Genomic DNA, 26,054 nt, shown 5'->3' with positions numbered 1-26,054 from the left:
ATCTTTAAGGTCTTATAATTTACTTTCTACTATTTTCATAATCTCTACTTCGGCTTGGTTTGCCTTGTCAATGAGTTGGTTAGCCTCGCCCACCAACTGGTCGGCTACCTCGCGATTTTTCAGTCCAGAGGCGTTAATCTTGACATTGAGTCCTGCTCCTAAAACGGCAGCACGGGCAGCCAACACGCCCACACCAGCATCCGAAACGCTGTTGGGGTTGCCTTCTTGTGCCATCGCCTTACAGAGTTCAAACACTTTATAGGCAGCCTTCATAGTGTGCAGAGGTACCTGTGTGGCATAAAGAGTAGCTTCCTGAATTGCTGCAGAACGGGCTGCTTTGTCTTCGTCCGTCTTCTTGGGCAAGCCAAAGGCAGCCATGATGCGGTTGAAAGCCTCAGTATCCTCGTCGACAAGGTGCATCAGCTCTACCTTGATTTCCTGTCCTTTGTCTGCCCAGTTGCTGAACTCTTCCCAGCGATCATCCCATCCTGCCTTGTGACTTGACAGGTTGGCAACCATCGTTCCTAAGGTAGCACCTAATGCACCCATATAAGCGGAGATGGTTCCACCACCGGGAGCGGGAGACTCGCGCGAAGTCTCGTCGGCAAACTCCTTCACGGTAAGGTCTATCAGTTTGGCTTTCTTGTTATCGTCCTCCAACAGGTATTCAATGACCTTCTCACGAGGATTGAATGGTTTGAGGTCGTCTAATCCCAACGACTTAATAGCGATGGTCAAGATATCCTCTTCTGGAATACCAGTAGAGCGGTTCTGTTTCCGCAAGAAGTACTTGCCTGCATCTATCAATGTTCGCTTTGGAACCAGTCCTACTATCTCTGTTCCCGTGACACGGATGCCTCGGTTCTGCGCACAACGGCAAACCTCATCAAAGGCAACGTGCAATGGAGTGGCGTTGATATCCGTGATATTCATAGACACTTGCGCAATGGCGTATTCGTCAATATACCACCCTATCGCCTTTGTTCCTTTCAAGGTACCCGGTATCATGATGGTTTTGCCCTGCTCATCCTTCATGGGCTTACCCACAGGAGAGTTGCCCTCACGGCGTGGACGTCCCTTCTCACGCACGTCAAAGGCAATGGCATTGGCGCGACGTGTAGAGGTTGTATTGAGGTTGAAGTTGGTAGCAATCAGAAAGTCACGTGCGCCTACGGCAGTACATCCTGTGCGTGCCACACCTTCGTCAAAGGGGCGAGCCCCAAAGTCGGGTGCCTTGGCAGGGTCATTCATCTTCTCTGGCAGTGCCTCGTATTCTCCTGCACGACAAACAGCCAAGTTCTTACGCTCTGGCGTCCGTGCTGCAGCCTCGTAACAATAACAAGGTACGTTGAGTTCGTTGGCGATTCGCTCTGCCAACTGCTGTGCGAGTTTTGCACATTCTTCCAATGTAATGCCAGCCACTGGGATGAGTGGACAAACATCTGTGGCACCCATTCGTGGATGCGCTCCATGGTGATTGCGCATATCAATGAGCTGGGCTGCCTTTTTCACGGCTTGGAATGCAGCTTCTAATACATTATCGGGCGAACCGACAAACGTCACCACCGTTCTATTGGTAGCCTCACCCGGGTCTACATCTAAAAGTTTAACACCCTTCACGCGCTCAATCTCATCTGTAATTTGCTTGATTACATGCATGTTGCGACCCTCGCTAAAATTAGGGACGCACTCTACGATTTGTTGTTTTTCTGTCATTTTTAATATGATTAGGTTTAAGTTGTTTTTCGTTTAATGTGGTAAAGGTATAAAAAAAGGCATAAACCTACAAGAAAAATACATCTAAAGGATGATAAACATGACCTTCTTTTTTTTGAACGATGGGAAGTACACATGATAAGCGTCTTGCCCGCTCCCACCTCGTGATCGCAGATGCCGCCACCGTTGGTTTAGAGCATCCACACGGCATCCTTCTGACTCTTGTAAAGGTCGGCAATGCCCAATCGTCTGAGGTCAAGGTCGGGAAACGTCTGGTGCGTACCGTCAAAGTTGGGTCGCACAAAACAGTTGAAAAGGTGGTTGTACCTGTCGGAGAGTTGCTGTTTGAAGATATCGGGTGTGCGCCCGAGCCAATCAACAAAGCCCTGCCTGATTTCCTCAATCTTGGCATTTGCCATCTGGATAGCATGTCCGTCCCTTACTTTGATGGTCTTGGTCTCTCCCGTAACCTTGTCCGTCACCTCCTTACTCTTGTTGATGTCGGAAATGGTATTGTGCAGGGCGTGCCTCAAGAGGTTATACTATCACAGCTTTGTATCAAGAATATGTATTAGTTTTGAACTATAGATAAAAACAAAAGCATTGCATTTCAATAAAAAATTGTATAATTGCAATCGATTAACAAAAAGTATTGTGCCTATGAACGAATAAAACTGATAGCAGACATATAAATAAAAAGCATTAGCTTGCATTCTTGTTCTTGGAATTCGCCAAAATTAAAAGAGCTACGAGAGTAAAAGTTAATGCTCACGTCAAACGGCGTGGGCTTTTACTCGTTTAAGTGGCAATGGTGTTTGGCGATACCTCAAGAACATAGGCGAAGTTATCAGTCCACGCTTTTTATTTGTCTTTCTCCAACATCTTTCTGCGGACTGAGCCTATCATATTTCATATAAATCTAAAATTAAAAATAATGGAAAAGAATTTAATAACGATGTTCTTTGCTACAATAGCCTTGAGTGCAGCGATGACGTTTTCATCATGTAGTAAAGATGGTAATGAATCACAAGGAGGAGTCCCAGCATCAAGTATCAATCCTTTAAGCGTGTTTACAGGTGGACTACCTAAAGGACTTGATGGTATACAAATTCTGACAGATGCAAAAGGACGTGTTTATGCTATGAAATCTTCAGACGAAAATGTTACTTTTGAATAGAGAAGAATCTACGCGTTCAATAGAAAAAGGTCCTGATGTAATTATGACTATAATAAGAAGTGATGAAAAACTGGTCTGCAATTTGTTCCTCAATAAGAAAGGCTTTGTGCAGTATTGTACAGAAACACAACACCATAGAGGTGATCAACCAGATGAAGACACATGGAGTTTTACGTATAACAATGACGGGCAATTAATTAAGATGGTACGATCCGAAGGATTTGAGACGACTACCATGAAATATCACGAAGGCAATATCGTTGAAACATTAGTAGTTTCGAATGAAGATAATAGTCATAAAAACCTAAGTACCATATTCTATACATCTAACAAAGTAACCACTCCTATTGTGAACAAAGGTTGTATTATGCTTTTTGATACAACGTTGGGTATTGATATGGATGAAATGAAGTATGCGTACTATGCAGGTCTGCTTGGTAAAGCTATTAAAAATCTACCTGTCAAGTGTGTGGATGACGAAGGAAATGTAGAAAACTACTCGTGGAAATTAAACTCTACTGGTTATCCTACACAGATGAAAAGTGAACATGGAAGTTATTCTTTTATTTGGTAAGGTGTAGAGGACTTTCATCCTCTTAATAAATTAAATTTCTACAATCAGTAATCGCAACTTATCAAAATTATATAAAGAAAGAAACGTCTTTGTAGAAAACACCCCACCCATGGACCTCACAGAGTTGAATGTTAAGGACGTAATGATGATTTCCCCACAAGCTGTTTATCTTATTCTCGACAGGTAGGATGAAAATATTGAAAAAGATTGACTACCCTCTCAAATACTCGCGTATTTGCAATCAGACGCATGATGGCACGCATATACGCGAATTTTGCAGTATACTATGTATCAGCGACTTAGGCATTCCTATGCCTGATGAAGGTTGTGAACATCAATGCTTTTACACTCGAAAAGCAATGACTTTCAATAGAAAAGAGATTGCTTTAACATGCCAAACTGTACCTTCTAGAAGACCAAAAGCAATGCTTTTAGGTTGACAGGCGCTAAAAACGACTCAAAAACAGCCGCGTGATGGCGAATATTTTTCTAGAATGAGAATTTAAAATACTGAAATAACTCAACAAAATGCAATCTGCATACGCTATCCTTCCCTTGCTATGACAGCACCTTGAATCGGGCGAACTTCAATAACAACTGCTTGGTTCCCGCATTTCTGAAGGCCACGGTGGCCTTTCGATTCTCGCCCTTGCCCTCCAATCGGAGTACGGTGCCAATTCCGAAACGCTGGTGCTCAATGGTGCAGCCCTCTTGCAAGCCTGAGGCATCAGGACTGGAGGAAGAGGCTGCCGCTGCCCGTCCTCCGCTGGTCATGGCATCAGTTACCCGCTTAAAGTTTCCACCTGCCTGCTGGAGTTGGCGCTTAAAGGAGGATGAGAACGGGTCAACCGTTTGCTCGGGACGCTGCGGAGCGGTGATTTTCGGCTTAGGGTCGGCCTGGAATTGGCTGGCCACAGGCCGGGAGTTCTGCATGCGCTCGCTATATCGACGATAAACATCGCCCGAGAAGGAGTTCGCACTGTAAGGTGTTTGGAATGAATCATCGGACGCTTCCACTTCGGATTCGGACTCGATGTGTATAAAACGTGAGTCAATATCTTTGATAAATCTACTTGGCGTATCAAACTCCATCTTTCCAAATCGCCACCTGTTTTTGGCACTCGTCATGATACAATGCTTCTCTGCTCGGGTGATGGCCACATAGAGCAAACGGCGTTCTTCCTCCATCTCACGCATCGAGCCCATCGACAGTGGACTTGGAAAAATGTTTTCCTCCAGTCCAACAATAAAGACGGTGGGAAACTCCAGTCCCTTGGCGGCATGCACAGTCATCAGTGACACCCGACTTCCCTCGCCATCATCGCTGTCTAAATCAGTGAGCAATGCAACCTCTTGAAGATAGTCGGTGAGATAAATTTCGTTTTCTCTACCCTCTTCTTTCTTGCTTTCACAGAAATCTTGCATACCCGCCAACAACTCTTCTACATTCTCTTGTCGGGCCAGTCCTTCTGGATCGCTGTTGGAATAGATGTCGGCAATGAATCCACTTGTCTTCATAATCTCATTGCCCAACTGATATACGTCTGTGTTAGAGGCTTTTAAGATATATCCCTCTATGAGTTCTTTAAATCGATTGATCTTGCCAAGTGTTCCTTGATTCACCCCCTGGAGATATTGTGCAGGATTGGATATGACCTGCCAGAAACTCACTGCATGGCTGCGAGCCGAGTCGGCTATCTTTTGGATTGTCACATTCCCGATGCCCCTGGTTGGGTAATTGATGATGCGCTTGAAAGCCTCTTCATCATCAGGATTGACGACCAAACGAAAATAAGCGATGATGTCTTTAATCTCCTTGCGCTGATAAAAGCTCAAACCGCCATAGATTCGGTATGGAATGTTTTGTTTTCGCATCTCCTCCTCGAAACTTCGGCTTTGTGCGTTGGTTCGGTACAAGATGGCAAAGTCGCTGTAGGGTGCATTCTCTTGCCTGACAATTCGTTTGATATCCTTGCAAACCACAAATGCCTCTTCCTTATCTGAATAAACGGGTTTAAAGATAATCTTCTCACCTTCATCGTTCTCACTGAACACGTCTTTGGGTATTTGCCGTTCGTTGTGCTTAATCAAACTGTTGGCTGCCTGCACGATTCTCTGTGTAGATCGGTAGTTTTGCTGAAGCTTGAAGAGGCGTGAACCTTCGTATATCTGTTGGAAATCCAAGATGTTATCGATGTTGGCTCCACGAAATCCGTAGATACTTTGCGCATCATCGCCCACCACGCAGATGTGACGATGTTCTTTAGTCAGCAGCCACACGATGCATTGCTGTGCGTAATTGGTGTCCTGATATTCATCAACCAGCACATACTGAAAGCGCTCGCAATATTTTTGTCGAATGTCTTCATGCTCTTTCAGCAACTGGTGGGTCAGAACAAGCAAGTCGTCAAAGTCCATGGCATTAGCCTTACGGCATCGCTGCACATAAGCCTCGTAAACAGAATGAAGCTCGGGCATGCGACTGTTTCGGTCGCGATTCATGAATTCTGACCTACTGGAATAATCACGAGGCATGATGAGTTGGTTTTTGGCTTTGCTGATAATGGCATGTACGCCGGCTGGCCTGTACACCTTGTCGTCGAGCCCCATTTCCTTGATGATGGTCTTGAGCAGCGACCGGGAATCACTTTCGTCATAGATGGTAAAGCCCGAAGTGTAGCCAATAGCATCGGCCTCGATGCGTAAAATGCGAGAAAAAATGGAGTGAAAAGTCCCCATTTGGATGTATCTGGCTGTCTCTTGCCCAATCAACTGTGCGATGCGCTGCTTCATCTCGTTAGCCGCTTTGTTGGTAAACGTCAAAGCCAAGATAGACCAGGGCTGCATACCTTGTTGAACCAAATAAGCTATTTTGTAAGTCAACACACGCGTTTTGCCCGATCCAGCACCTGCGATGACCAGTTGTGGACCGTCGTTATAAGTAACAGCCGAGCGCTGTTCTTGGTTTAATTGCGACAATAAATCTTTCATCTTTTCTTGTGGTAGATGCCTCCTTTAGTGGTGTTTGGATCAATATCCTCTCCTTCTTTTGGGAATGATGGAATGAATTTCATCTCATGCTCTATCTTTCTTTGTCTTAACCGGACATACCCACTGGGGGCTTTGCTGCTAAATCGAATGGGATTTGGCAGTGTCGCGGCGATGAGTGCACATTCTGATCGCGACAGATCACTGGCTGTTTTATCGAAATGATAGCGTGCTACGGCATCCACTCCATAAATCATGTCCCCCATTTCGATGGAATTTAAGTACACCTCCATGATGCGTTGTTTGCTCCATATCAACTCGATGAGTGCGGTGAAGTAAACTTCAAAGCCTTTTCTGACCCACGAACGACCAGGCCAAAGAAAAACGTTTTTCGCCGTTTGTTGTGTAATCGTGCTTGCTCCGCGCTTCTTTCCCGTTTTGTTTTTGATATTATGAACCGCAGCTTTTTCAATGGCACTGTAATCAAAACCATGGTGCAACAAGAACCGTTGGTCCTCACTGGCCATCACGGCAACAGGCATGTGTCGTGAAATATTGTCCATTGGCACCCAATGGTGATGCATCTTGAGCTCTCCTTTCTCGAAGCATCGAATCACCATCAAAGGGGTTATGTAGACGGGTATGAACCGGTAGGCGACAACAGTGAGGATTGATGTTGCCAAAAAGAGGACAATAGCCCAACGGAAAAATGATACGATTTTCTTCATGTTTCAACGAAAAAGGGGTACCTTGTAGCACCCCTTATGATATTTACCTAATGTTCTATTAGTTTAGAGTTCCAGCGTTTGCAGCTTCAACCATAGCCGGACTGGCATAGAGGAACACCTCAACGCGGCGGTTTTGCTGACGTCCTGCCTTGGTACGATTGTCAGCCACGGGCTGTGTACTGCCCTGTCCAACCACATTCTGGAACTGGCTGGACGGAACGCCACAACTCTTGAGGTAGTTCACTACGCTCTGTGCACGGTCGTTGCTCAATGGAATGTTGATGCCGTCGTTGCCTGTCGAGTCGGTATGTCCATAGACATCAATATGACAATCTTTGTTTTTCTTCAAAACGGTAGAGAACTTTGCCAACTCATTCTTGCTGGTTTGACTCAAATTAGCCTTACTGCTGGCGAACAAGATACCACTATCAAAGGTTACCTTTACGGCATCAAGGCCGTTTTTGTCTTTCACTTCTTCTACCTTAGCATTCTCTACTTGTGCTGCTGTTTCTTGCGCTACTTTATCCATGTGACGGCCAATCATGGCGCCTGCACCTGCACCTACTGCGCCACCGATGGCAGCTCCAACACCAGCGTTACCTGCTATCTTGCCAATAATGGCTCCCAAAACAGCACCACCGCCTGCACCTGCCAAGGCTCCAGTTCCCTGTTTTGTGGAACAACTAAAGACGGTTAGAAGGCAAAGAGCCAATGTCATAAATTTCATTTTCTTCATAATCACTCAGTTTTGTGTTTATATTTATAATTGCAAAGATAATTCTTTTTATTGCATTATCATGCCCAAGTCAACAATTTTTTGTAATTTTGCGACAAATTTAAGCAATACAAACTTATGGTCAAAAGGGATATCACTAAAATGTAATATGAATTTCCCTATTGTAGAAGTAAATAACTATTCATCAAGATAACATGGCAAAAGAATTAAAAGATTTGACCAAAAGGTCTGAAAACTATAGTCAGTGGTATAATGATTTGGTTGTTAAGGCCGATTTGGCTGAACAATCGGCAGTGCGTGGTTGTATGGTCATCAAGCCATACGGTTACGCCATCTGGGAAAAAATGCAGCAACAGTTGGACAAGATGTTTAAGGAAACAGGTGCACAAAATGCGTATTTCCCTCTTTTAATACCCAAATCATTCCTGAGTCGCGAGGCTGAACACGTGAAAGGGTTTGCGAAAGAATGCGCGGTTGTTACACACTATCGACTTAAATCATCAGAAACAGGCGACAGTGTGGAAGTAGATCCCGCTGCAAAACTGGAAGAAGAGCTGATCATCCGCCCCACTTCAGAAACCATTATATGGAATACGTACAAGAACTGGATACAGTCTTGGCGCGACCTGCCATTGATGTGCAACCAATGGTGCAACGTCATGCGCTGGGAAATGCGTACACGTCCATTCCTAAGAACATCAGAATTTTTATGGCAGGAGGGCCACACTGCCCACGCAACGCGTGAGGAAGCTGAAGAAGAAGCACAGAAAATGCTCAAGGTATATGCCGAATTTGCAGAACAATGGATGGCCGTTCCTGTGGTGCAAGGCGTAAAAAGCGAGACCGAACGCTTTGCAGGTGCTCTGGATACATATACCATTGAGGCCATGATGCAAGACGGAAAGGCATTACAGAGCGGAACCAGTCATTTCCTGGGGCAGAACTTTGCCAAATCATTTGATGTCACCTATTTGAATAAGGAGAACAAACCAGAGTATGTATGGGCGACAAGTTGGGGCGTATCTACACGACTGATTGGCGCCTTGATCATGACCCACTCAGATGACAATGGCTTGGTGTTGCCTCCAAAGCTCGCACCTATTCAGGTTGTCATCATTCCTATTGCTAAAAATGAGGAGCAGCTCAAGGCCATTGCAGATAAGCTGAATCCGTTTATGGATGACTTGAAAAAGCTCGGCATCACCGTGAAATACGATGACAGCAACAACAAACGTCCTGGATTCAAGTTTGCAGATTACGAGTTAAAAGGTGTTCCTGTGCGCCTGGTTATGGGTGGCAGAGATCTTGAAAACAACACGATTGAAGTGATGCGTCGCGACACTTTGGAGAAAGAAACCATTCCTGTTGAAGGGTTGACCGATTACATCCACAAGCTGCTTGACGACATTCAAGCAAACATTCTTAAGAAAGCCAAAGACTATCGTGACGCTCATATTTATGAATGCGATAACTATGAAGAGTTTAAAGAGAAGATAAAAGATGGCGGATTCTTCCTTTGTCACTGGGATGGCACCGAAGAAACAGAAGCCAAGATTAAAGAAGAAACACAAGCAACCATTCGCTGTGTCCCATTTGACTTTGAACAGACACCCGGTGTAGACATGGTTTCAGGTAAACCCGCTAAACATCGTGTCATTATCGCTCGCAGTTATTAATTATTAAACAACAAAAATGGACTGGATAATTGCATTGTTTACCAATAACGAGTCAGTTGCGCACATTGTTTTACTATACGCAAGTGTCATTGCTGTTGGCGTATTATTGGGAAAAGTTAAGATAGGTGGCATCTCTTTGGGCGTTACCTTCGTGCTCTTTGCTGGTATTGTTGCGGGTCACATTGGATTCACCGCACCTGTCAGTCTGCTGACATTCATTCAGGATTTTGGTCTGATTCTATTCGTTTTCTGTATCGGATTACAAGTTGGGCCTGGCTTTTTTGAAAGTTTCAAGCGGGGTGGTATCACCCTCAATATGCTTACTACAACGGCTGTCTTGCTCAACATCGCCGTGATGTTTGCCTGTTATTTCATCTTTTTCGACACCTCGGAAGTAACCAATCTGCCCATGATGGTAGGAACACTTTATGGTGCTGTAACCAATACTCCAGGCTTGGGAGCTGCTAACGAGGCACTCACCTCCGTTTTTACAAATGGTGACGTGCCACAAATAGCCAGTGGGTATGCCTGCGCTTACCCCCTTGGCGTGTTGGGTATCATCGCTGCTACCATCGCCATACGCTTCATTTGCAAAATAAACTTGAATGAAGAAGAGGACAAACTGATACAAGCAGAAGATGACAATCCACATGCCAAGCCATGCCAAATTCGTCTTAGCGTAGACAACTCATACATTGAAGGACGATCATTACAAGAGATATCTGAATTTCTGAATCGAGAATTCGTCTGTTCAAGGCTGAAACGCAATGACATCATACAGATACCTAATGGTGAAACCGTGGTACAAAAAGGCGATGAGATGCTCATCGTTTGTGCTGAGTCAGACGCTGAAGTCATCAAGAGCTTTGGACATGCTGCAGAGTTGCCTTGGGTTGAAGAAGAAAAGAGACAACCTATGATTTCTAAACGAGTAGTCATCACAAGTCCGTCGATGAACGGAAAGGTACTTGGCAAGATGCATTTCTCCAGCATTTACGGTGTTAACATCACAAGAATCACACGTCAGGGCATCGACTTATTCGCTACTCACGACCTACACTTACACATAGGCGACCGCATCATGATGGTAGGTCATGAAGAAAACGTCAATCGCGTAGAACGCATGATGGGCAACTCCATGCGGCGTCTCAATGCACCTAACATCGCAACCATCTTCATTGGTATTTTCATAGGAATCCTCTTTGGTAGTTTCCCAATTGCCATTCCTGGCATGCCTGTCCCCTTGAAATTGGGACTTGCCGGCGGTCCATTGATCATTGCCATCCTGATTGGACGCTATGGCTATAGAATGAAGTTGGTGACCTACACCACAACATCCGCCAATATGATGCTGCGTGAGATTGGTTTGGTTCTTTTTTTAGCCAGCGTGGGTATTAAAGCCGGAGATGGATTTGTTAACACAGTTATTCAAGGTGACGGATTGAAGTACGTTTATACAGGCATTCTGATCACCGTCATACCCATTCTCATTGTCGGTACCATTGCCCGTTTGAAGTATAAATTCAACTATTTCACCATTATGGGCATGATAGCAGGTACTTATACTGATCCACCTGCGCTGGCATACGCCAATCAAGTTTGTTCGCATGACGCACCATCAACGGGTTATTCCACTGTTTATCCGTTAAGCATGTTCCTCCGAATCTTCACAGCTCAGCTCATTGTTCTATTCTGCTGCGGATGATGTAAATTAGGATATTACCGTTTATCAAATTAATTTAGCATATAAGTCAGTCTGTAAGATGTAAACTTCATCACCAACAAATCTTTGTACAGAATGATTTATATGCTAAATTAATTTCACTCGTTTTGCTTAAGTTATCATGATGGGAACTATCAAGCTATCATATAGCTCGCATGTATCAACTAAGATTAGCCTAACCGTCAGGTAACTTTCAATACATTTTAAACTAGCCTTCACTCAATCAAAGCCAACATTGTTGAGGAGAATATGCGCAAAAGTTTGTTCACTTTTTTTATCAGAATATTTCCAAAAGACGACAATTAAAAGCTTTCAGTATAGAAATAAGTACAAAAGAATAACGTTGCACTTTAACTTTTTCAATTTTTTATATATAACTTAACCACAGAGAGTTATTAACACCAAGCAGCAAGATGCATGACATCTTGCCGTTTTTATATTTTTCATGCCTGCCAATAGCATTGAGTTTGACTTCCAAAGTCAATGCTTTTCAAGGTCAAACTCATTGACTTTACACGCCAATCTACATGCTATTGAAAAGATGTGGATGACAGGCTTGATAAGAACATGTATTATGAGATGGTTAGACAGTTCAATTGTTCTTGAAGAAAATATTGTCGAATTGTTTGGACAATTACAGATTTTAGCTTAATTTTACCAACCAAAACAAGCAAGATGTCAAGAAAAAAGAAGCCTTTACCCTTATTAGAAAACATCCTGATAACGGACGTTGCCGCCGAAGGAAAGTCGTTGGCACGCATAGACGACATGGTCGTATTTGTGCCTTTTACTGTTCCTGGAGACGTGGTTGACTTGCAGGTGCGCAAAAAGAAGCACCACTATTGTGAAGCAGAGGTGGTACGTTTCATCAAATACAGTGGTGTGCGACAAACACCAAAGTGCCAGCATTTTGGAATTTGTGGTGGATGTAAGTGGCAAATGCTGCCCTATGAAGAACAACTTAAGGCTAAACAAAAGCAAGTACACGACCAACTGGAGCGAATCGGTAAGATAGAATTACCTGAATTCAGACCTATCATGGGGTCGGAAAAGACGTATGAATACCGCAACAAACTGGAGTTTGGTTGCTCTAACAAACGATGGCTAACCTGGGAAGAGGTGACCAGTGGGGTGAAATATGCCCACATGAATGCCATTGGTTTTCACATCACAGGAGCCTTTGATAAAATCTATCCCATTGAGAAATGCTGGCTCATGGATGACCTCTGCAATCAAATCAGAAACTGCATTCGCGACTATGCCATCGACCACGACATCAGCTTCTTTGACCTGAGAGCACAAACGGGACTCCTGCGCGACATCATGATACGCAGTGCGAACACGGGTGAGTGGATGGTACTGGTTCAGTTTAAGTTCCAGGAAGAAGGTGACGAGCAGCGCGCCCATGGACTTTTGCAGCATGTGGCCGACTCGTTTCCACAGATAACTTCCCTACTATACGTGGATAACCAAAAGTGTAACGATACCTTTGGTGACCAAACTGTTGTGGTGTTCAAGGGAAAAGATCATATCACGGAGACCATGGGCGACCTAAAGTTCAAAGTGGCAGCCAAGAGTTTCTACCAAACTAATACCAACCAAGCTTACCATCTATACAGCGTGGCGCGCGAGTTTGCCCAGCTTACCGGTAAAGAGTTGGTTTACGACCTATACACGGGAACGGGCACCATTGCCAACTTCGTGGCAAGAGATGCCCGGGAAGTCATCGGTATCGAATACGTAGAAGATGCCATCAAGGATGCGAAAGTCAATTCGGTAGCCAACAACATACACAACACCCTGTTCTACGCAGGCGATATGAAGGACATTCTTACCGAGGAATTCATTGTCGAACATGGCCGTCCTGATGTCATCATCACCGACCCTCCACGCGCCGGCATGCACCCAGATGTGGTTCGAACCATTCTCGGAGCAGCTCCTCAACGTATTGTATACGTTAGCTGTAATCCTGCGACCCAGGCGCGCGACCTGCAAATGTTGGACGTGCAGTACAGGGTAGTGGCCGTTCAGCCAGTCGATATGTTCCCTCACACGCCGCATGTTGAGAACGTGGTACTGCTTGAGCAACGCTAAGACAGAGTCTAAAACAAATCTACTATGAAAAGAACAAACAAGGTTTTACTAATCTACACCGGTGGCACCATCGGCATGGGGCAGAACATCAAGACTGGCGCTTTGGAGCCTCTCGACTTTCATCATTTGGTTGAGAATGTGCCGGAGTTTGAATTGATTCAGACAGATATTGACGTCTATCAGTTCACTCCCCCCATTGATTCGAGTGACATGACACCCACCATGTGGGCAAAGTTGGTGACCATCATCAGCGAACGCTATGAACAGTATGATGGATTCGTCATCCTGCACGGAACCGATACCATGGCCTATACCGCCTCTGCCCTATCGTTCATGTTGGAAAACCTCACAAAGCCCGTTGTGCTGACAGGTAGTCAGTTGCCGATTGGGGTGTTGCGAACAGACGGAAAGGAAAATCTCATATCAAGTATCGAACTGGCTTCGGCTCATCACGAAGACGGAACGGCCATTGTTCCAGAGGTGTGTATTTATTTCAATGGCCGTCTGTTGCGGGGCAATCGCAGTACGAAACAGAATGCAGATGGATTCAATGCCTTCGATTCTTTCAACTTTCCACACCTCTGTGATGCGGGCGTGAACTTCACCTATCATGAACATCTTATTTTGAAGCCCAACTTCAACAAACCTATGGTTCCCCATACACATTTGGATCCTCATGTAATGGCTTTGTCACTGTTTCCCGGTTTACAGGAAGATATTGTGCAACAAATTCTTGAAGTACCCAACTTGAGGGGTATTGTAATGCGTAGTTACGGAAGCGGAAATGCGCCTCAGTCGCCATGGCTCACGCAACTGCTTAGTCAAGCTGCGGAAAGGGGCGTCGTTGTCGTCAATGTTAGCCAGTGCGTATTTGGCAATGTGGAGATGTCGCGTTATGACAATGGGTATCAATTACAAAATGCTGGTGTCGTCAGCGGTTACGACAGTACTGTTGAAGCAGCCATTGCCAAGCTGATGTTTTTGCAAGCTCAATATGATGACTATGCCACTATCTGCCAAATGATGAAACAATCGATAGCAGGTGAGATTACCCTTCCTCCAAACGACACCATGATCTGACCATTCGTTCTGCCAGTATAAGCATGCGTTACCCCAGTTAAAGGGATGGCAACAAACGAGTTGAAACAGCTCAATTGTTTTTAAAGCCTACCTCTAACTGGGGTAAATCATTCATTCTGAACACCTGTCTTTCATGCTTCGCAAATACCTTTTCTACCGGAAAAGATATTTGCTTGCATCCAAACAGACGAAAAATCATACCTATACTTTGTACTCTACGAATGCCTCCATGGCTTCGTAGCATGCCAATCCGAGACTGTCGTAAAGCGCTGCGGTGGCATGATTGCGGTCTTCAGAGCGCTGCCAGAACAAACGTTCGTCGTTGCCAAGGAATGGTGCACTCTCCATCTGACTCTGGTGTTTCAAGATACTGTTGCGCTTAGCACGCAGCTCTTCTGGACTCATGGGTACACACATCTCAATGTTTTCAATTTCCCATTCAGCCCAAGCACCACGATACATCCACACTCTACAATCTTTCAACCATTCTGCTCCATCTTCTTTTTCAAGTTCAAGAGCAGCCAACACTGCATCAGTACATTTCTTATGAGTACCATGTGGGTCAGCCAAGTCGCCAGCTACATATATTTGATGCGGCTTAACCTCTTGCAAGAGTTGGCGTACAATCTTGACATCCTTTTCTGTCATCGGCAGTTTTTCAATCTTACCCGACTCGTAGAAAGGCAAGTCAAGGAAGTGAACATGGTCTAATGGCACGCCATTGTATGTACAAGCCGTGCGTGCTTCGCCTCGCCGAATCAACCCTTTAATAGTTCGTACATCTAATGTGTCGATGTCGCCATCCTTCTTATTTGCCAAGAATTTCTTGATTTCACTATACTTTTGTTTAATCACCTTATCCTTTTCGCCATCGAATATCTGATTAAATCCATTGATGAAGTGCATGAAGCGCGTTACCTCTTCATCGCCTACAGCAATGTTTCCACTGGTTTCGTAAGCCACATGAAGGTCGTGTCCCTGCTGGACAAGTCGGCGTAAGGTACCACCCATGGAGATTACATCATCGTCGGGATGTGGGGAAAAAACAATTACTCGCTTAGGAAATGGTTTCGCACGCTCCGGACGGTATGTGTCATCAGCATTCGGTTTGCCACCTGGCCAGCCCGTAATGGTATGCTGTAAGTCGTTAAAAATCTTAATGTTGGCATTGTATGCCGAACCATAAAGTGCCAACAACTCGCTCAAACCGTGGTCGTTGTAATCTTTATTCGTCAACTTTAAGATAGGTTTTCCGGTGAGCTGGCATAACCATACCAATGCTGAGCGCACCAATTTATCGGTCCACTGGCACGATTTTACAAGCCAAGGGTGCACGATACGTGTCAGACGAGATGCGGCAGGCAGGTCGATAACCACCTCTACGTTGTTGTGAGTTTGCAAGAATGAGGCAGGAAGAGCATCGGTAATTACGCCCTCAACGGTCTTTTGAATAACCTCAGCCTTCTCTTCACTCCAAGCTGCAAGAAATATTTTCTTTGCTTTCAACAGGGTTGCTACACCCATGGTGATAGAGCAAGGAGGTACTTGTTCGTTCGTTCCAAAGCTCAAAGTCATTTCTTGTCGTAGTACATTGTCTACTAAGATAATGCGCGAATTGCTGGTAACAGTAGAGCCTGGCACGTTGCAAGCGATGTTTCCACTACGGCCAATACCAATCAGCATCACGTCAATACCTCCAAATGTGTTGATACGCTCCTCATATAAACGACAATGATTCTGCACATCGTCTTGCGAAATGCTACCATCTAAGGTGAATATGTTTTTCTTGTCAATGTCTACGTGGTCTAAGAAGCGTGTACACAACTGACTGATACTACTATTTTGCGATTTGGATGTGAGCGGGAAATATTCGTATGCATTGAAGACAACGACATTGTGAAAGCTCAACTGTTTAGCTTCGTACATCCTAATCAGCTCTTTGAAAATAGGCGTGAGCGACAAACCTGTACCCAAACCAAGTACACAGAACTTGCCTTCTTTTTGCTTATTCTTAATAATAGCAGCTATGTTTTCTGCCACATGCTTCACACCTTCCTCTTCTTTTGCAAAGATGTTCGTGGGTATCTTTTCGTAACGTGTTAACTCCGAACGGTCTATAGCCGTTTTAGGTCGGTATATTTCAACCGGAATTTTAGTTAATACAATTTCTGAACTTAGATTTAGATTCATATTTTTACATATATTAAAAAGGGCTAATAGTTTTTAAACACTACTCGCCCCTTGGGTTATTAAATATTATCTTTTTCAATATCTTTAAAATAACGATACGTTCCAACTTTCAGATCGTCGGTCGCAGGTTCATCACAAACGATGATTCCATGCGGATGTTGCTGAAGCACACTGATTGTCCAATAGTGGGTAACCGGTCCTTCTACCACAGCTTGTAAAGCTCGAGCCTTGTGATGCCCATTGCAGAGTATCATTACCTCTTTAGCATCCATCACGGTTCCTACACCAACCGTCAATGCATGTTTCGGAACTTTGTTAACATCATTTTCGAAGAATCGACTGTTGGCGATAATAGTGTCGCTGGTCAGTGTTTTGATTCGCGTGCGGGAAGTCAAAGACGAGCATGGCTCATTGAAAGCAATATGACCATCTGGGCCAATGCCACCAATAAACAAGTCAATGCCCCCCACAGCTTTAATCTTCTCTTCGTATGCCTTGCATTCAGCCTCCAAATCCTCTGCGTTGCCGTTAAGAATATGGATGTTTTCTTTGGGACAGTCGATATGGTCAAACAAATTGCGCGCCATGAACGAATGATAGCTTTGGGGATGCGATTCAGGCAAACCCACATACTCATCCATATTGAAGGTCAACACGTTTTTAAATGACACCCTACCCTCTTGACAAGCCTTAACCAAGCGAGCATACATGCCCTCCGGAGACGAACCTGTAGGCAAACCTAACACGAAAGGATGATCAGGTGTTGGGTTAAACTTGTTAATACGCTCAATGACATGTTCGGCTGCCCAACGTGACAGCGACTCGTAATTTTCTTCTATTATGACTCTCATCTTCAATTAATTTATTAATGATTATTTCTTCCAAAGGTGCTTTGCATATACATAGTCATAGAGGTCATAGAATCTAACGAACCTTGTAAGACGCTCTTTAAACTCCGGAAAATCTTTCTTCTTATCTGACCATTGAATCTCCGAAATGGCAGCAAGGCGTGGAAGCAACTGATATTCTGCTAAATTAGGATAGGCGATGTACTCTGTCCACAGGTTGGCTTGAACGCCAATAATGTGGTTACGCACGTCAACCGACAGGGTGTCTGGCAAGGGGTCAAAGCTGTAAGTCTTTTCGATGGGGAGATTCCCTCCAATCAATAGCGGTTCCGAAGCCCGTTTATCTGTCTGATAATAGTCAAAATAAGCATAGGTGGTTGGTGACATCACAACATCATGACCTCTCTTGGCAGCCTTGATACCAGGAGCTACTCCACGCCAACTCATGACGGTAGCGCTCTGATTGATGTCACCGTCCAGGATTTCATCCCATCCGATGATGCTTCTACCTTTGCTGTTGACAAACTTTTCTATGCGGTTGGTGAAATATCCTTGCAGCTTATTCACCGGCAAATTGTGGTCTTTCATAACCTTCTGACACTTGGGACATTTCTCCCAACGCACACGTGGAGATTCGTCACCACCAATATTAATCAACTTAGAGGGAAAGATATCGATAAGCTCACCCAGCACATCCTGACAGAACTGATAGGTCTTTTCGTTACCCAAGCACAGCACATCATTGAAGATGCCCCATGACGTTGACACCTTATAAGGACCACCTGTACATCCCAGTTCAGGATAAGATGCCAGCGCAGCAAGCATGTGGCCAGGCATATCGATTTCGGGAATCACCGTAATATATCTGTCCGCAGCATATTTAACGATTTCACGAGCTTGGTCTTGTGTATAGAAACCACCATAAGGCACGCCATCATAGACAGCAGAATTATGCCCAATGACAGTCTCAGAACGCACTGATCCAACTTCTGTCAGCTTAGGGTATTTTTTAATTTCAATACGCCAACCCTGGTCTTCGCTCAGATGCCAGTGGAAGACATTCATGTTATGAAGCGCCAACAGATCTATGTATTTTTTTACGAAATCCAGTGTAAAGAAATGACGGCCACAATCTAACATGCCTCCCCGATAACCAAAGCGAGGCGCATCTTTAATCACAACGCCCGGAAAAGTGATTTGGCTGTCGGTTTTCTCCGTGGGCAACGACTTGCGCAGGGTCTGTATGCCATAGAAAATACCATTGGGTGTCTTACCTGCGACCGAAATTCCTTTGTTTGTCACAGTGATGACATACCCTTCGTCCTCCTTCATTTTCTTGTTTAATGACAGGGTGATGGCATTTTTAGATTTACTCGTGGTAGTTAACACCTGAATGCCGGTGACCTCTCGAATATACTGAGCCAGGAATTCGGCATTACGCTTCAGGTCTGCATTTCCCTCTGGATAAACGATGGGAGTGGCAGCGGTCAACGTAAAATCCTTTTTAGCCGTTGCGGTAATCTCCCTCGGCATGGGAACTACCTTGTAATCGGCTACTGAACTTGCTGTCGCAGATTGAAAGGACAGCGCACTTAAAAATAAAGCTAATACTATTTTTTTTGCTTTCATGATGAAAATGGTTATTTATGACACAAAGTTATCATAATTTATTGAAATGACTGCCATCATTTCTTTAAAAAAAGGTTTTCAATTCATTTTTATAGTTTTGTTAACAAATGGCCTCCTATTTAAAAACGCAAAATCCGCACTTTTTTGAGTTTTCATAATTTTGTTCAAATAAAAAAAAAGCATCTCGCATCTCGTCAAATTTGTAAGATTTTTTATTAAAAAAGTGGGCAAAAAACGACCCTTATAAACTTTCAATCTAGAAAAAATCGATAGGCATGCTGGATGCAAACATACGGTTATAGATGAAAAATAATCGACCCTTTATACGCAATAGCATTGAGTTGACTCGACAAGAAGCATCACTTTATCGGTCAATAAGCATGTTATTGAACAGCAAAAGCATACATATAATGGCCTAAAAGCAATGCTTTTGATGAAAAATAGTCTGAAAAATATTCGCATAGCACAACGAAATATCACTAACACCTTGTACTATTGGTACTTGCAGACATTGCAATTTCCTTGGCGTATTTACAAACATCAGAGACGGAGTTTGTAAATACGCCAAGGATAAGAGAGGTCGTTGTCAAGAAAATTCTCAATCAGCCACCCTCCTTGTTATTCGTACTATCATCGAAAAATAGGAGAAACCAGGACACGATTGAAGCGCTGACATACCAGTGGTTGTCCTCTGCAACAAAAAAGATGTTTTTATTTTGTCGTTTTATCGCTTTATTGTAACTTTGCAATCACCATATTTATATACCGAATGAAAGAATTTGTCATATCAGAAGCAAAAGCAGAAACAGCCATACTTGTAGGTCTCATCACGCAGGAACAAAACGAGGAGAAGACCAATGAATACCTTGACGAGTTGGAATTTCTGGCAGACACCGCAGGCGCGGTTACTGTCAAAAGATTCACGCAGAAGCTGGGAGGCCCCAACATGGTGAGTTATGTAGGTAAGGGCAAATTGGAAGAAATCAAGCAGTATATAGAAAACGAGAAAGAAAATGACCGCCCTGTGGGGATGGTGATTTTCGATGACGAGCTTTCTGCCAAACAAATCAGAAACATAGAGAAAGAGCTTCAGGTCAAAATCTTAGACCGAACCTCCCTGATTCTCGACATTTTTGCCATGCGGGCTCAGACAGCCAATGCAAAGACACAGGTTGAATTGGCGCAATACAGATACATGCTACCTCGCCTGCAACGCTTGTGGACCCACTTGGAACGGCAAGGTGGCGGCTCTGGTTCTGGTGGTGGAAAGGGTTCTGTTGGCCTGCGTGGTCCTGGAGAAACGCAGCTTGAGATGGACCGACGTATCATTTTACAGCGCATCACGCTACTTAAGCAGCGGCTCATTGAGATTGACAAGCAGAAAACCACACAACGCAAGAACCGCGGAAGGCTGATTCGGGTGGCCCTGGTGGGTTATACCAACGTGGGTAAGTCTACCTTGATGAACCTTTTGTCCAAGAGTGAGGTGTTCGCTGAGAACAAACTTTTTGCCACGTTAGACACCACGGTACGCAAGGTAGTGATTGAAAATCTTCCCTTTTTGCTGGCCGATACGGTGGGATTCATTCGGAAATTGCCCACCGACCTTGTCGATTCGTTCAAATCAACCCTTGACGAAGTGCGCGAGGCCGATTTGCTGTTGCATGTCGTAGACATTTCGCATCCCGATTTTGAAGAACAAATCAGGGTGGTTGACAACACACTGAAGGAATTGGATGCGGCAGATAAGCCGACCATGATTGTTTTCAACAAGATAGACCAATACAAATGGGTTGAGAAAGCACCTGATGACCTGACTCCTTCTACACAGGAAAACATTTCTCTGGACGAACTGAAACGAACCTGGATGGCTAAGTTGAATGAAAACTGTGTCTTCATTTCGGCAAAACAAAAGCAAAACATTGACGAATTCAGGGAAACGTTGTACAAGGCCGTGCGGCAGTTGCATGTGCAGAAATATCCGTATAACGACTTTTTGTACGCAACTGATTAATTGAAGAGATGAAAGAGTTCAGGCAATTAACAAGCGAAGAGATACGAACTTTAGAAAGTCGTGGTTGCTGGGCAGAAGACTGGTCTTCCATCTTGGTTTCCGAGGAATTCATGCCTAACTACTTGAGTCGAGTTCTTTTCTATGGCGAGAATCGTTTAGGTGCATTTGAAGAAACGTTGGAAGTGAGTAAGGGATTTTTCAAGCATTCTGGCATTTTCAACGCCACATTGAGAAACGTAACCGTTGGCGACAACAGTTTGATAGAGAATGTCGGCAACTACATTAATAATTATACGATTGGCGACAGTTGTTTTATTTCAAACATTTGCACGCTCGAAACAACTGAAGGAGCCACTTATGGTGAGGGCAACACCATTTCAGTATTAAATGAAGTGGGCGATGGCAACATCGTGTTGTTCAGGGAATTAAACAGTCAATTCGCCGCCTTCATGGTTCAACACTTTCAAGACAAGGCTCTGAAAGATGCCGTTCTCCGTCTCATCAAGGAATGCATTGCGCTAAACGAGTCAGACCAAGGATGGATAGGCAATCGGGTAAAAATCGTCAACACGAAAGAAATCACCAACACCATCGTCTTTGATGAATGCGAAATAAACGGTGCGTCACGCCTGAGCGACTGCACGATTTTTAGTTCAGAGGCCGCCAGCGTATACATAGGAACGGGAGTGATTTGCGAAAACTCCATCATCTCGCACGGCTCTTCCATCATCAATAGCGTAAAGATGCAAGATTGCTTTGTGGGTGAGACCTGCCAGATAACAAATGGATTCACGGCATCTTCCAGTATATTCTTCGCCAACAGCTATATGGCCAACGGTGAGGCTTGTGCCGCTTTCTGCGGTCCTTTCTCATCTAGTCATCACAAGAGCAGCCTGTTAATTGGCGGAATGTTCTCATTCTACAATGCAGGTTCTGCCACCAACTTCAGCAACCATGCGTATAAGATGGGACCAATGCACTATGGCGTGTTGCAACGTGGATGCAAAACAGCCAGTGGCGCCTATCTGCTGATGCCGGCACACATTGGTACATTCTCTGTATGTTTTGGCAAATTGATGTATCACCCCGACACGCGCAGCCTTCCGTTCTCTTACTTGGTAGCCTACGGTGACATCATGTACTTGTCACCAGGCAGGAACATTACGACCGTAGGTCTGTACAGAGACATCAACAAGTGGCCGAAAAGAGATATGCGTCCGCAACATTCACAAAAGAGTATCGTAAACTTCGATTGGCTTTCTCCCTTCTCTGTTGGCGAAATTGTGGAAGGAAAAAAGATTCTTGAAAAGCTGCGCGAGGCCTCTGGTGATGACGTTTCAACCTACAATTATCATGAATATGTCATCAATGCCAGTTCTTTGAAAAAAGGTATCAAATATTATGACATCGCACTGCACATTTATATGGGTGCGGTTTTGAAACGTGTTCTAAAGCAAGACCCTGAACTCACACCGCCCAATACTACGATTGGAACGGGCAAATGGACTGACTTGGCTGGACTGCTTCTACCTGTTTCGGAAGAAGAACGATTGATAGACGACATCAAAAATGGCGAACTGGAAACAGTAGACGATGTGCTACAAAGATTCACCGACATCAACGAACACTATCGAGAATATCAATGGGCTTGGACATACGAACTCATTAAGAATTATTATCAACTCGACACCATCACCTTGGCGGATGCCGATCGCATTCGTGCGGATTACGTCAAGGCACGTCGGGCATGGATAGCAGAAATCAGAAAAGATGCTGAGAAAGAGTTTGCCATGGGTGATGTAGAACAAAATTTATTTGATAACTTCATTGAAAAACTGGATAGAGAGGTTGAATACGAGAACTAAAATCAGGTTCAACCGTTTGAACCAAAGCCTAACAAAATTGGATATTACTAACAGGTCATTAACTATCATAAAAATGAGAACAAGATTAATATTGTCAAGCTTACTGCTCATACTGTTTCAAAGTAGTCTTTATGCGAAAGTATACGATTACCAAACAGTGACGGGCGACCCCATGAAAGCCCGTATCTACACATTGGATAACGGATTGAAAGTTTACCTGAGTGTGAACAAAGAGAAGCCGCGTATTCAAACTTACATTGCGGTTAAGACCGGAAGTAGGAATGATCCTGCTGAAACCACGGGGTTGGCGCACTATTTGGAGCATTTGATGTTTAAGGGAACCAAACGGTTTGGCACCACCAATGCGGAGAAAGAAGCTGCTTATCTGCAAGAAATCACGCAGCGATATGAGAAATATCGCTTGCTGACCGATGCTGCCGAACGCAAACAGGCATACCATGAAATTGACAGTATATCACAGTTGGCTGCCAAATACAACATTCCCAATGAATATGACAAGCTGATGGCAGCCATCGGTTCTGAAGGATCTAACGCCTTTACAAGCAACGACATCACCTGTTATGTAGAGAATATTCCGGCCAACGAAGTAGAGAATTGGGCCAAAATACAAGCCGACAGGTTTCAAAACATGGTGGTAAGAGGCTTTCATACCGAATTGGAAGCTGTGTACGAAGAATTCAATATCGGGCTTTCGAACGACGGAAGAAAGCAGTGGGACGCACTCAATGCCAAATTGTTTCCTACACATCCCTATGGCACACAGACCACCATCGGCACACAGGCTCACCTCAAAAATCCATCGATTGTAAACATCCAAAACTATTTCAAACGCTACTATGTGCCCAACAATGTGGCTATCTGCATGGCAGGCGACATGAATCCAGATGAAGTGATTGCTACTTTAGACAAGTATTTCGGCTCATGGAAGAAGAACCCAACACTATCCTACCCTACCTTTGCACCACAACCCGACCTCAAAGCGAGTGTAGACACCACGGTAGTAGGCCAGGAAGCCGAGAATGTATTGTTGGCCTGGAAGTTCGACGGTGCTGCATCACTGCAAAATGACACACTTACCTTGGTGGATAAAATATTGAGCAACGGGCATGCGGGATTGTTAGACCTGGACCTCAATCAAAGCATGAAGCTCTTAGGGAGCGGTTCGTTCGTCAATGCCTTGGCCGATTATTCATCATTCTGCATGGAAGGATTGCCCAAGGAGGGACAGTCTTTGCAAGACGTCAAACAACTATTGTTGGCTGAGGTTGACAAACTAAAGCGGGGAGCGTTCGCCGATGACCTGCTCTCGTCAATCATCAATAACGCCAAACGCGATTATTACAAGTCGCTACAGTCTAACCGGTCAAGGGTTTCCATGCTGACCGACGCCTTCATTAACAATCAGAAATGGGAAGATGTGGTCAACCGTTTGGACAGACTGGCAAAGATTTCGAAACAAGACATCATGGCATTTGCCAACAAACACTTCAAAGACAACTTTGTTTGTGTGTACAAGAAGCAAGGCGAAGACACGACGCAAAAAAAGATAGATAAACCACAAATCACCCCCATCCCCAGCAACCGTAACGAGAGCAGTGCATTTTTGCGTGACATACAAAATGCACACACTACGCCCATACAACCGCAATTCCTTGATTTCAAGCGCGACTTAACCTTCACTAAGACTAAAATGAAGCTACCTATTGTGTACAAACACAACAGCGATGACGGACTTTTTAACTTGGTGTTCAATTGGGATTTCGGCACAACTGCTAACAAAGAGTATGCGGTGGCGTGTGATTACATCAACTATCTGGGTACCTCTAAGAAGTCGGCAGAGGACATCAAACGAGAGTTTTACAAGCTGGCGTGCAGCTTCAACATAACAGCCGATTCGCGCAACATCACCATTTTGTTGACAGGATTGGATGAGAACATGCCCAAAGCGGTGAAACTGCTCAACGAACTGATGACCGATGCGAAGCCAGATGCAAAGTCGTACGAACAATATGTCGCATTGACGTTGAAAGCAAGGCAAGACGACAAAAACAATCAACGAAGCAATTTCAACGCCTTAAGAAGGTATGCGATGTTCGGACCCTATAACCAAGTGCGCAATATCGTAAGCGAACAAGAACTGAAAGCCTTACAGCCACAACATTTGGTTGATTTGTTTCAGTCGCTCAAACAATACGAGCAAACCGTGCTATACTACGGACCAACGAGCACACAACAGCTGTCTGCCTACCTTGACAAGTTGTATGAGCCTGCCAAAAGCAGAAAACCTGCATTGAAAAACAAAGAGTATCAAGAACAAACCACACCGCAAAACGAAGTGTACATCGCTCCCTACAATGCTAAAAACATTTACATGGTGATGTATCACAACGAGAACAAACCTTTTGACGCCAAGCAGGCAGCGGTAGGAACTCTATTCAACGAATACTTTGGCGGTGGCATGAACACCGTTGTCTTCCAAGAGTTGCGTGAAGCAAGAGGATTGGCTTACAGCGCATCAGCATATTACAACAACAGTCCGCTGAAGGGACATCCTGAGTACGCGCAAACCTACATCATCACTCAAAATGACAAAATGATGGATTGCATCAAGGTGTTCAACAACATCTTAGACACCATTCCACAAAGTAAAGCAGCCTTCGACATTGCCAAACAGGGTTTGACGAAGCAGCTGGCCAGCCTTCGCGTCACACGCAGTGGTGTTCTTCAAGCTTATTTAAATGCCAAAGAAAGAGGCCTTGATTATGATGAAAACGAAAGAATCTACCAAGCCTTGCCCAACATCACCATGCAAGATATTGTTAACTTCGAGCAAAAAAACATGGCACGCAAGCCCTATCGTTACGTCATTCTGGGCGATGAGAAGAATTTGAACATGGAGGCTCTACAGAAAATCGGCAACATCAAACGTCTTTCCACCGAAGAGATATTTGGATATTGATGGCGCAAATAACAATAAAATACGTTTAGAATAACA

16 protein-coding genes and 1 pseudogene are annotated in these 26,054 nt (G+C 44.4%); 9 read left to right on the top strand and 8 right to left on the bottom strand.

From position 1 onward, the window contains the following. Window positions 1-12 precede the first annotated feature (12 nt). Both ftcD and HMPREF1254_RS08680 read right to left on the bottom strand, forming a co-directional pair. Window positions 13-1,716, bottom strand: a complete 1,704-nt coding sequence (ftcD, locus tag HMPREF1254_RS08685; protein ID WP_023058256.1) for a glutamate formimidoyltransferase — start codon at window positions 1,714-1,716, stop codon at window positions 13-15. Between the two features lie 107 nt (window positions 1,717-1,823). After that, window positions 1,824-2,255 (bottom strand): annotated as a pseudogene (locus HMPREF1254_RS08680) (hypothetical protein); the annotation flags it as partial. 395 nt (window positions 2,256-2,650) lie between these two features. Here HMPREF1254_RS08680 and HMPREF1254_RS12360 point away from each other — a divergent pair. Both HMPREF1254_RS12360 and HMPREF1254_RS08675 read left to right on the top strand, forming a co-directional pair. Continuing rightward, window positions 2,651-2,893, top strand: coding sequence for a hypothetical protein (locus HMPREF1254_RS12360; protein ID WP_231385840.1), 243 nt, complete (start codon window positions 2,651-2,653; stop codon window positions 2,891-2,893). Further along, window positions 2,886-3,467, top strand: coding sequence for a DUF4595 domain-containing protein (locus tag HMPREF1254_RS08675; RefSeq protein WP_231385839.1), 582 nt, complete (start codon window positions 2,886-2,888; stop codon window positions 3,465-3,467). The genes HMPREF1254_RS12360 and HMPREF1254_RS08675 overlap by 8 nt, the downstream gene beginning before the upstream one ends. Before the next feature lie 558 nt (window positions 3,468-4,025). Here HMPREF1254_RS08675 and HMPREF1254_RS08670 read toward each other — a convergent pair. The 3 genes from HMPREF1254_RS08670 to HMPREF1254_RS08660 are packed head-to-tail and all read right to left on the bottom strand — an operon-like array spanning window position 4,026 to window position 7,919. Further along, a complete protein-coding gene (locus HMPREF1254_RS08670; protein WP_023058292.1) occupies window positions 4,026-6,458 on the bottom strand; it encodes an ATP-dependent helicase in 2,433 nt (810 codons plus the stop codon). Continuing rightward, on the bottom strand, window positions 6,455-7,183 hold the full coding sequence (gene mtgA / locus HMPREF1254_RS08665; RefSeq protein WP_023058299.1) for a monofunctional biosynthetic peptidoglycan transglycosylase: 729 nt from the start codon (window positions 7,181-7,183) through the stop codon (window positions 6,455-6,457). The genes HMPREF1254_RS08670 and mtgA overlap by 4 nt, the downstream gene beginning before the upstream one ends. Window positions 7,184-7,241: 58 nt before the next feature. Further along, a complete protein-coding gene (locus HMPREF1254_RS08660; protein WP_036879591.1) occupies window positions 7,242-7,919 on the bottom strand; it encodes an OmpA family protein in 678 nt (225 codons plus the stop codon). A gap of 194 nt (window positions 7,920-8,113) precedes the next feature. Here HMPREF1254_RS08660 and proS point away from each other — a divergent pair, with 194 nt between their 5' ends. The 4 genes from proS (at window position 8,114) to HMPREF1254_RS08640 (ending at window position 14,492) form a co-directional block, all read left to right on the top strand. Beyond that, window positions 8,114-9,595 carry a proline--tRNA ligase gene (gene proS / locus HMPREF1254_RS08655; RefSeq protein ID WP_023058293.1) on the top strand — a complete coding sequence of 494 codons (1,482 nt, stop codon included), beginning with the start codon at window positions 8,114-8,116 and terminating at the stop codon, window positions 9,593-9,595. A 16-nt stretch (window positions 9,596-9,611) separates the two neighbouring features. Continuing rightward, on the top strand, window positions 9,612-11,300 hold the full coding sequence (locus HMPREF1254_RS08650; RefSeq protein WP_023058270.1) for a putative transporter: 1,689 nt from the start codon (window positions 9,612-9,614) through the stop codon (window positions 11,298-11,300). A gap of 693 nt (window positions 11,301-11,993) precedes the next feature. After that, window positions 11,994-13,412: a 23S rRNA (uracil(1939)-C(5))-methyltransferase RlmD gene (gene rlmD, locus HMPREF1254_RS08645; protein WP_023058252.1), complete on the top strand. Its 1,419-nt coding sequence runs from the start codon at window positions 11,994-11,996 to the stop codon at window positions 13,410-13,412. A gap of 24 nt (window positions 13,413-13,436) precedes the next feature. After that, window positions 13,437-14,492: an asparaginase gene (locus tag HMPREF1254_RS08640; protein WP_023058288.1), complete on the top strand. Its 1,056-nt coding sequence runs from the start codon at window positions 13,437-13,439 to the stop codon at window positions 14,490-14,492. 201 nt (window positions 14,493-14,693) lie between these two features. On the opposite strand, the gene HMPREF1254_RS08635 is transcribed toward HMPREF1254_RS08640, so the two are convergent. From HMPREF1254_RS08635 to HMPREF1254_RS08625, 3 genes are read right to left on the bottom strand one after another with little or no spacing between them, the layout of a single operon-like run. Further along, window positions 14,694-16,682, bottom strand: coding sequence for a glucosamine-6-phosphate deaminase (locus HMPREF1254_RS08635; protein WP_023058240.1), 1,989 nt, complete (start codon window positions 16,680-16,682; stop codon window positions 14,694-14,696). A gap of 59 nt (window positions 16,683-16,741) precedes the next feature. Continuing rightward, on the bottom strand, window positions 16,742-17,533 hold the full coding sequence (gene nagB / locus HMPREF1254_RS08630) for a glucosamine-6-phosphate deaminase (protein WP_023058248.1): 792 nt from the start codon (window positions 17,531-17,533) through the stop codon (window positions 16,742-16,744). 21 nt (window positions 17,534-17,554) lie between these two features. Beyond that, window positions 17,555-19,159: a beta-N-acetylhexosaminidase gene (locus HMPREF1254_RS08625; RefSeq protein WP_023058239.1), complete on the bottom strand. Its 1,605-nt coding sequence runs from the start codon at window positions 19,157-19,159 to the stop codon at window positions 17,555-17,557. Window positions 19,160-19,928: 769 nt separating this feature from the next. On the opposite strand from HMPREF1254_RS08625, the gene hflX reads away from it, so the two are divergent. The 3 genes from hflX (at window position 19,929) to HMPREF1254_RS08610 (ending at window position 26,018) form a co-directional block, all read left to right on the top strand. Continuing rightward, a complete protein-coding gene (gene hflX, locus HMPREF1254_RS08620) occupies window positions 19,929-21,173 on the top strand; it encodes a GTPase HflX (protein ID WP_023058272.1) in 1,245 nt (414 codons plus the stop codon). Window positions 21,174-21,181: 8 nt separating this feature from the next. Further along, window positions 21,182-23,038, top strand: coding sequence for a DUF4954 family protein (locus HMPREF1254_RS08615; RefSeq protein WP_023058271.1), 1,857 nt, complete (start codon window positions 21,182-21,184; stop codon window positions 23,036-23,038). Between the two features lie 73 nt (window positions 23,039-23,111). Then, window positions 23,112-26,018: an insulinase family protein gene (locus HMPREF1254_RS08610; RefSeq protein WP_036879600.1), complete on the top strand. Its 2,907-nt coding sequence runs from the start codon at window positions 23,112-23,114 to the stop codon at window positions 26,016-26,018. Window positions 26,019-26,054 lie beyond the last annotated feature (36 nt).

It is taken from the genome of Prevotella sp. BV3P1 (genome assembly GCF_000479005.1).
Taxonomy (GTDB): Bacteria; Bacteroidota; Bacteroidia; order Bacteroidales; family Bacteroidaceae; genus Prevotella.
This window is presented reverse-complemented; position numbering and strand designations above follow the sequence as displayed.

Excerpts from the sequence above, each read along its gene's own strand:
- ftcD (WP_023058256.1), bottom strand. The coding sequence starts at position 1,716 with ATGACAGAAAAACAACAAATCGTAGAGTGCGTCCCTAATTTTAGCGAG.
- HMPREF1254_RS12360 (WP_231385840.1), top strand. The coding sequence starts at position 2,651 with ATGGAAAAGAATTTAATAACGATGTTCTTTGCTACAATAGCCTTGAGT.
- HMPREF1254_RS08670 (WP_023058292.1), bottom strand. The coding sequence starts at position 6,458 with ATGAAAGATTTATTGTCGCAATTAAACCAAGAACAGCGCTCGGCTGTT.
- mtgA (WP_023058299.1), bottom strand. The coding sequence starts at position 7,183 with ATGAAGAAAATCGTATCATTTTTCCGTTGGGCTATTGTCCTCTTTTTG.
- HMPREF1254_RS08660 (WP_036879591.1), bottom strand. The coding sequence starts at position 7,919 with ATGAAGAAAATGAAATTTATGACATTGGCTCTTTGCCTTCTAACCGTC.
- proS (WP_023058293.1), top strand. The coding sequence starts at position 8,114 with ATGGCAAAAGAATTAAAAGATTTGACCAAAAGGTCTGAAAACTATAGT.
- HMPREF1254_RS08650 (WP_023058270.1), top strand. The coding sequence starts at position 9,612 with ATGGACTGGATAATTGCATTGTTTACCAATAACGAGTCAGTTGCGCAC.
- rlmD (WP_023058252.1), top strand. The coding sequence starts at position 11,994 with ATGTCAAGAAAAAAGAAGCCTTTACCCTTATTAGAAAACATCCTGATA.
- HMPREF1254_RS08640 (WP_023058288.1), top strand. The coding sequence starts at position 13,437 with ATGAAAAGAACAAACAAGGTTTTACTAATCTACACCGGTGGCACCATC.
- HMPREF1254_RS08635 (WP_023058240.1), bottom strand. The coding sequence starts at position 16,682 with ATGAATCTAAATCTAAGTTCAGAAATTGTATTAACTAAAATTCCGGTT.
- nagB (WP_023058248.1), bottom strand. The coding sequence starts at position 17,533 with ATGAGAGTCATAATAGAAGAAAATTACGAGTCGCTGTCACGTTGGGCA.
- HMPREF1254_RS08625 (WP_023058239.1), bottom strand. The coding sequence starts at position 19,159 with ATGAAAGCAAAAAAAATAGTATTAGCTTTATTTTTAAGTGCGCTGTCC.
- hflX (WP_023058272.1), top strand. The coding sequence starts at position 19,929 with ATGAAAGAATTTGTCATATCAGAAGCAAAAGCAGAAACAGCCATACTT.
- HMPREF1254_RS08615 (WP_023058271.1), top strand. The coding sequence starts at position 21,182 with ATGAAAGAGTTCAGGCAATTAACAAGCGAAGAGATACGAACTTTAGAA.
- HMPREF1254_RS08610 (WP_036879600.1), top strand. The coding sequence starts at position 23,112 with ATGAGAACAAGATTAATATTGTCAAGCTTACTGCTCATACTGTTTCAA.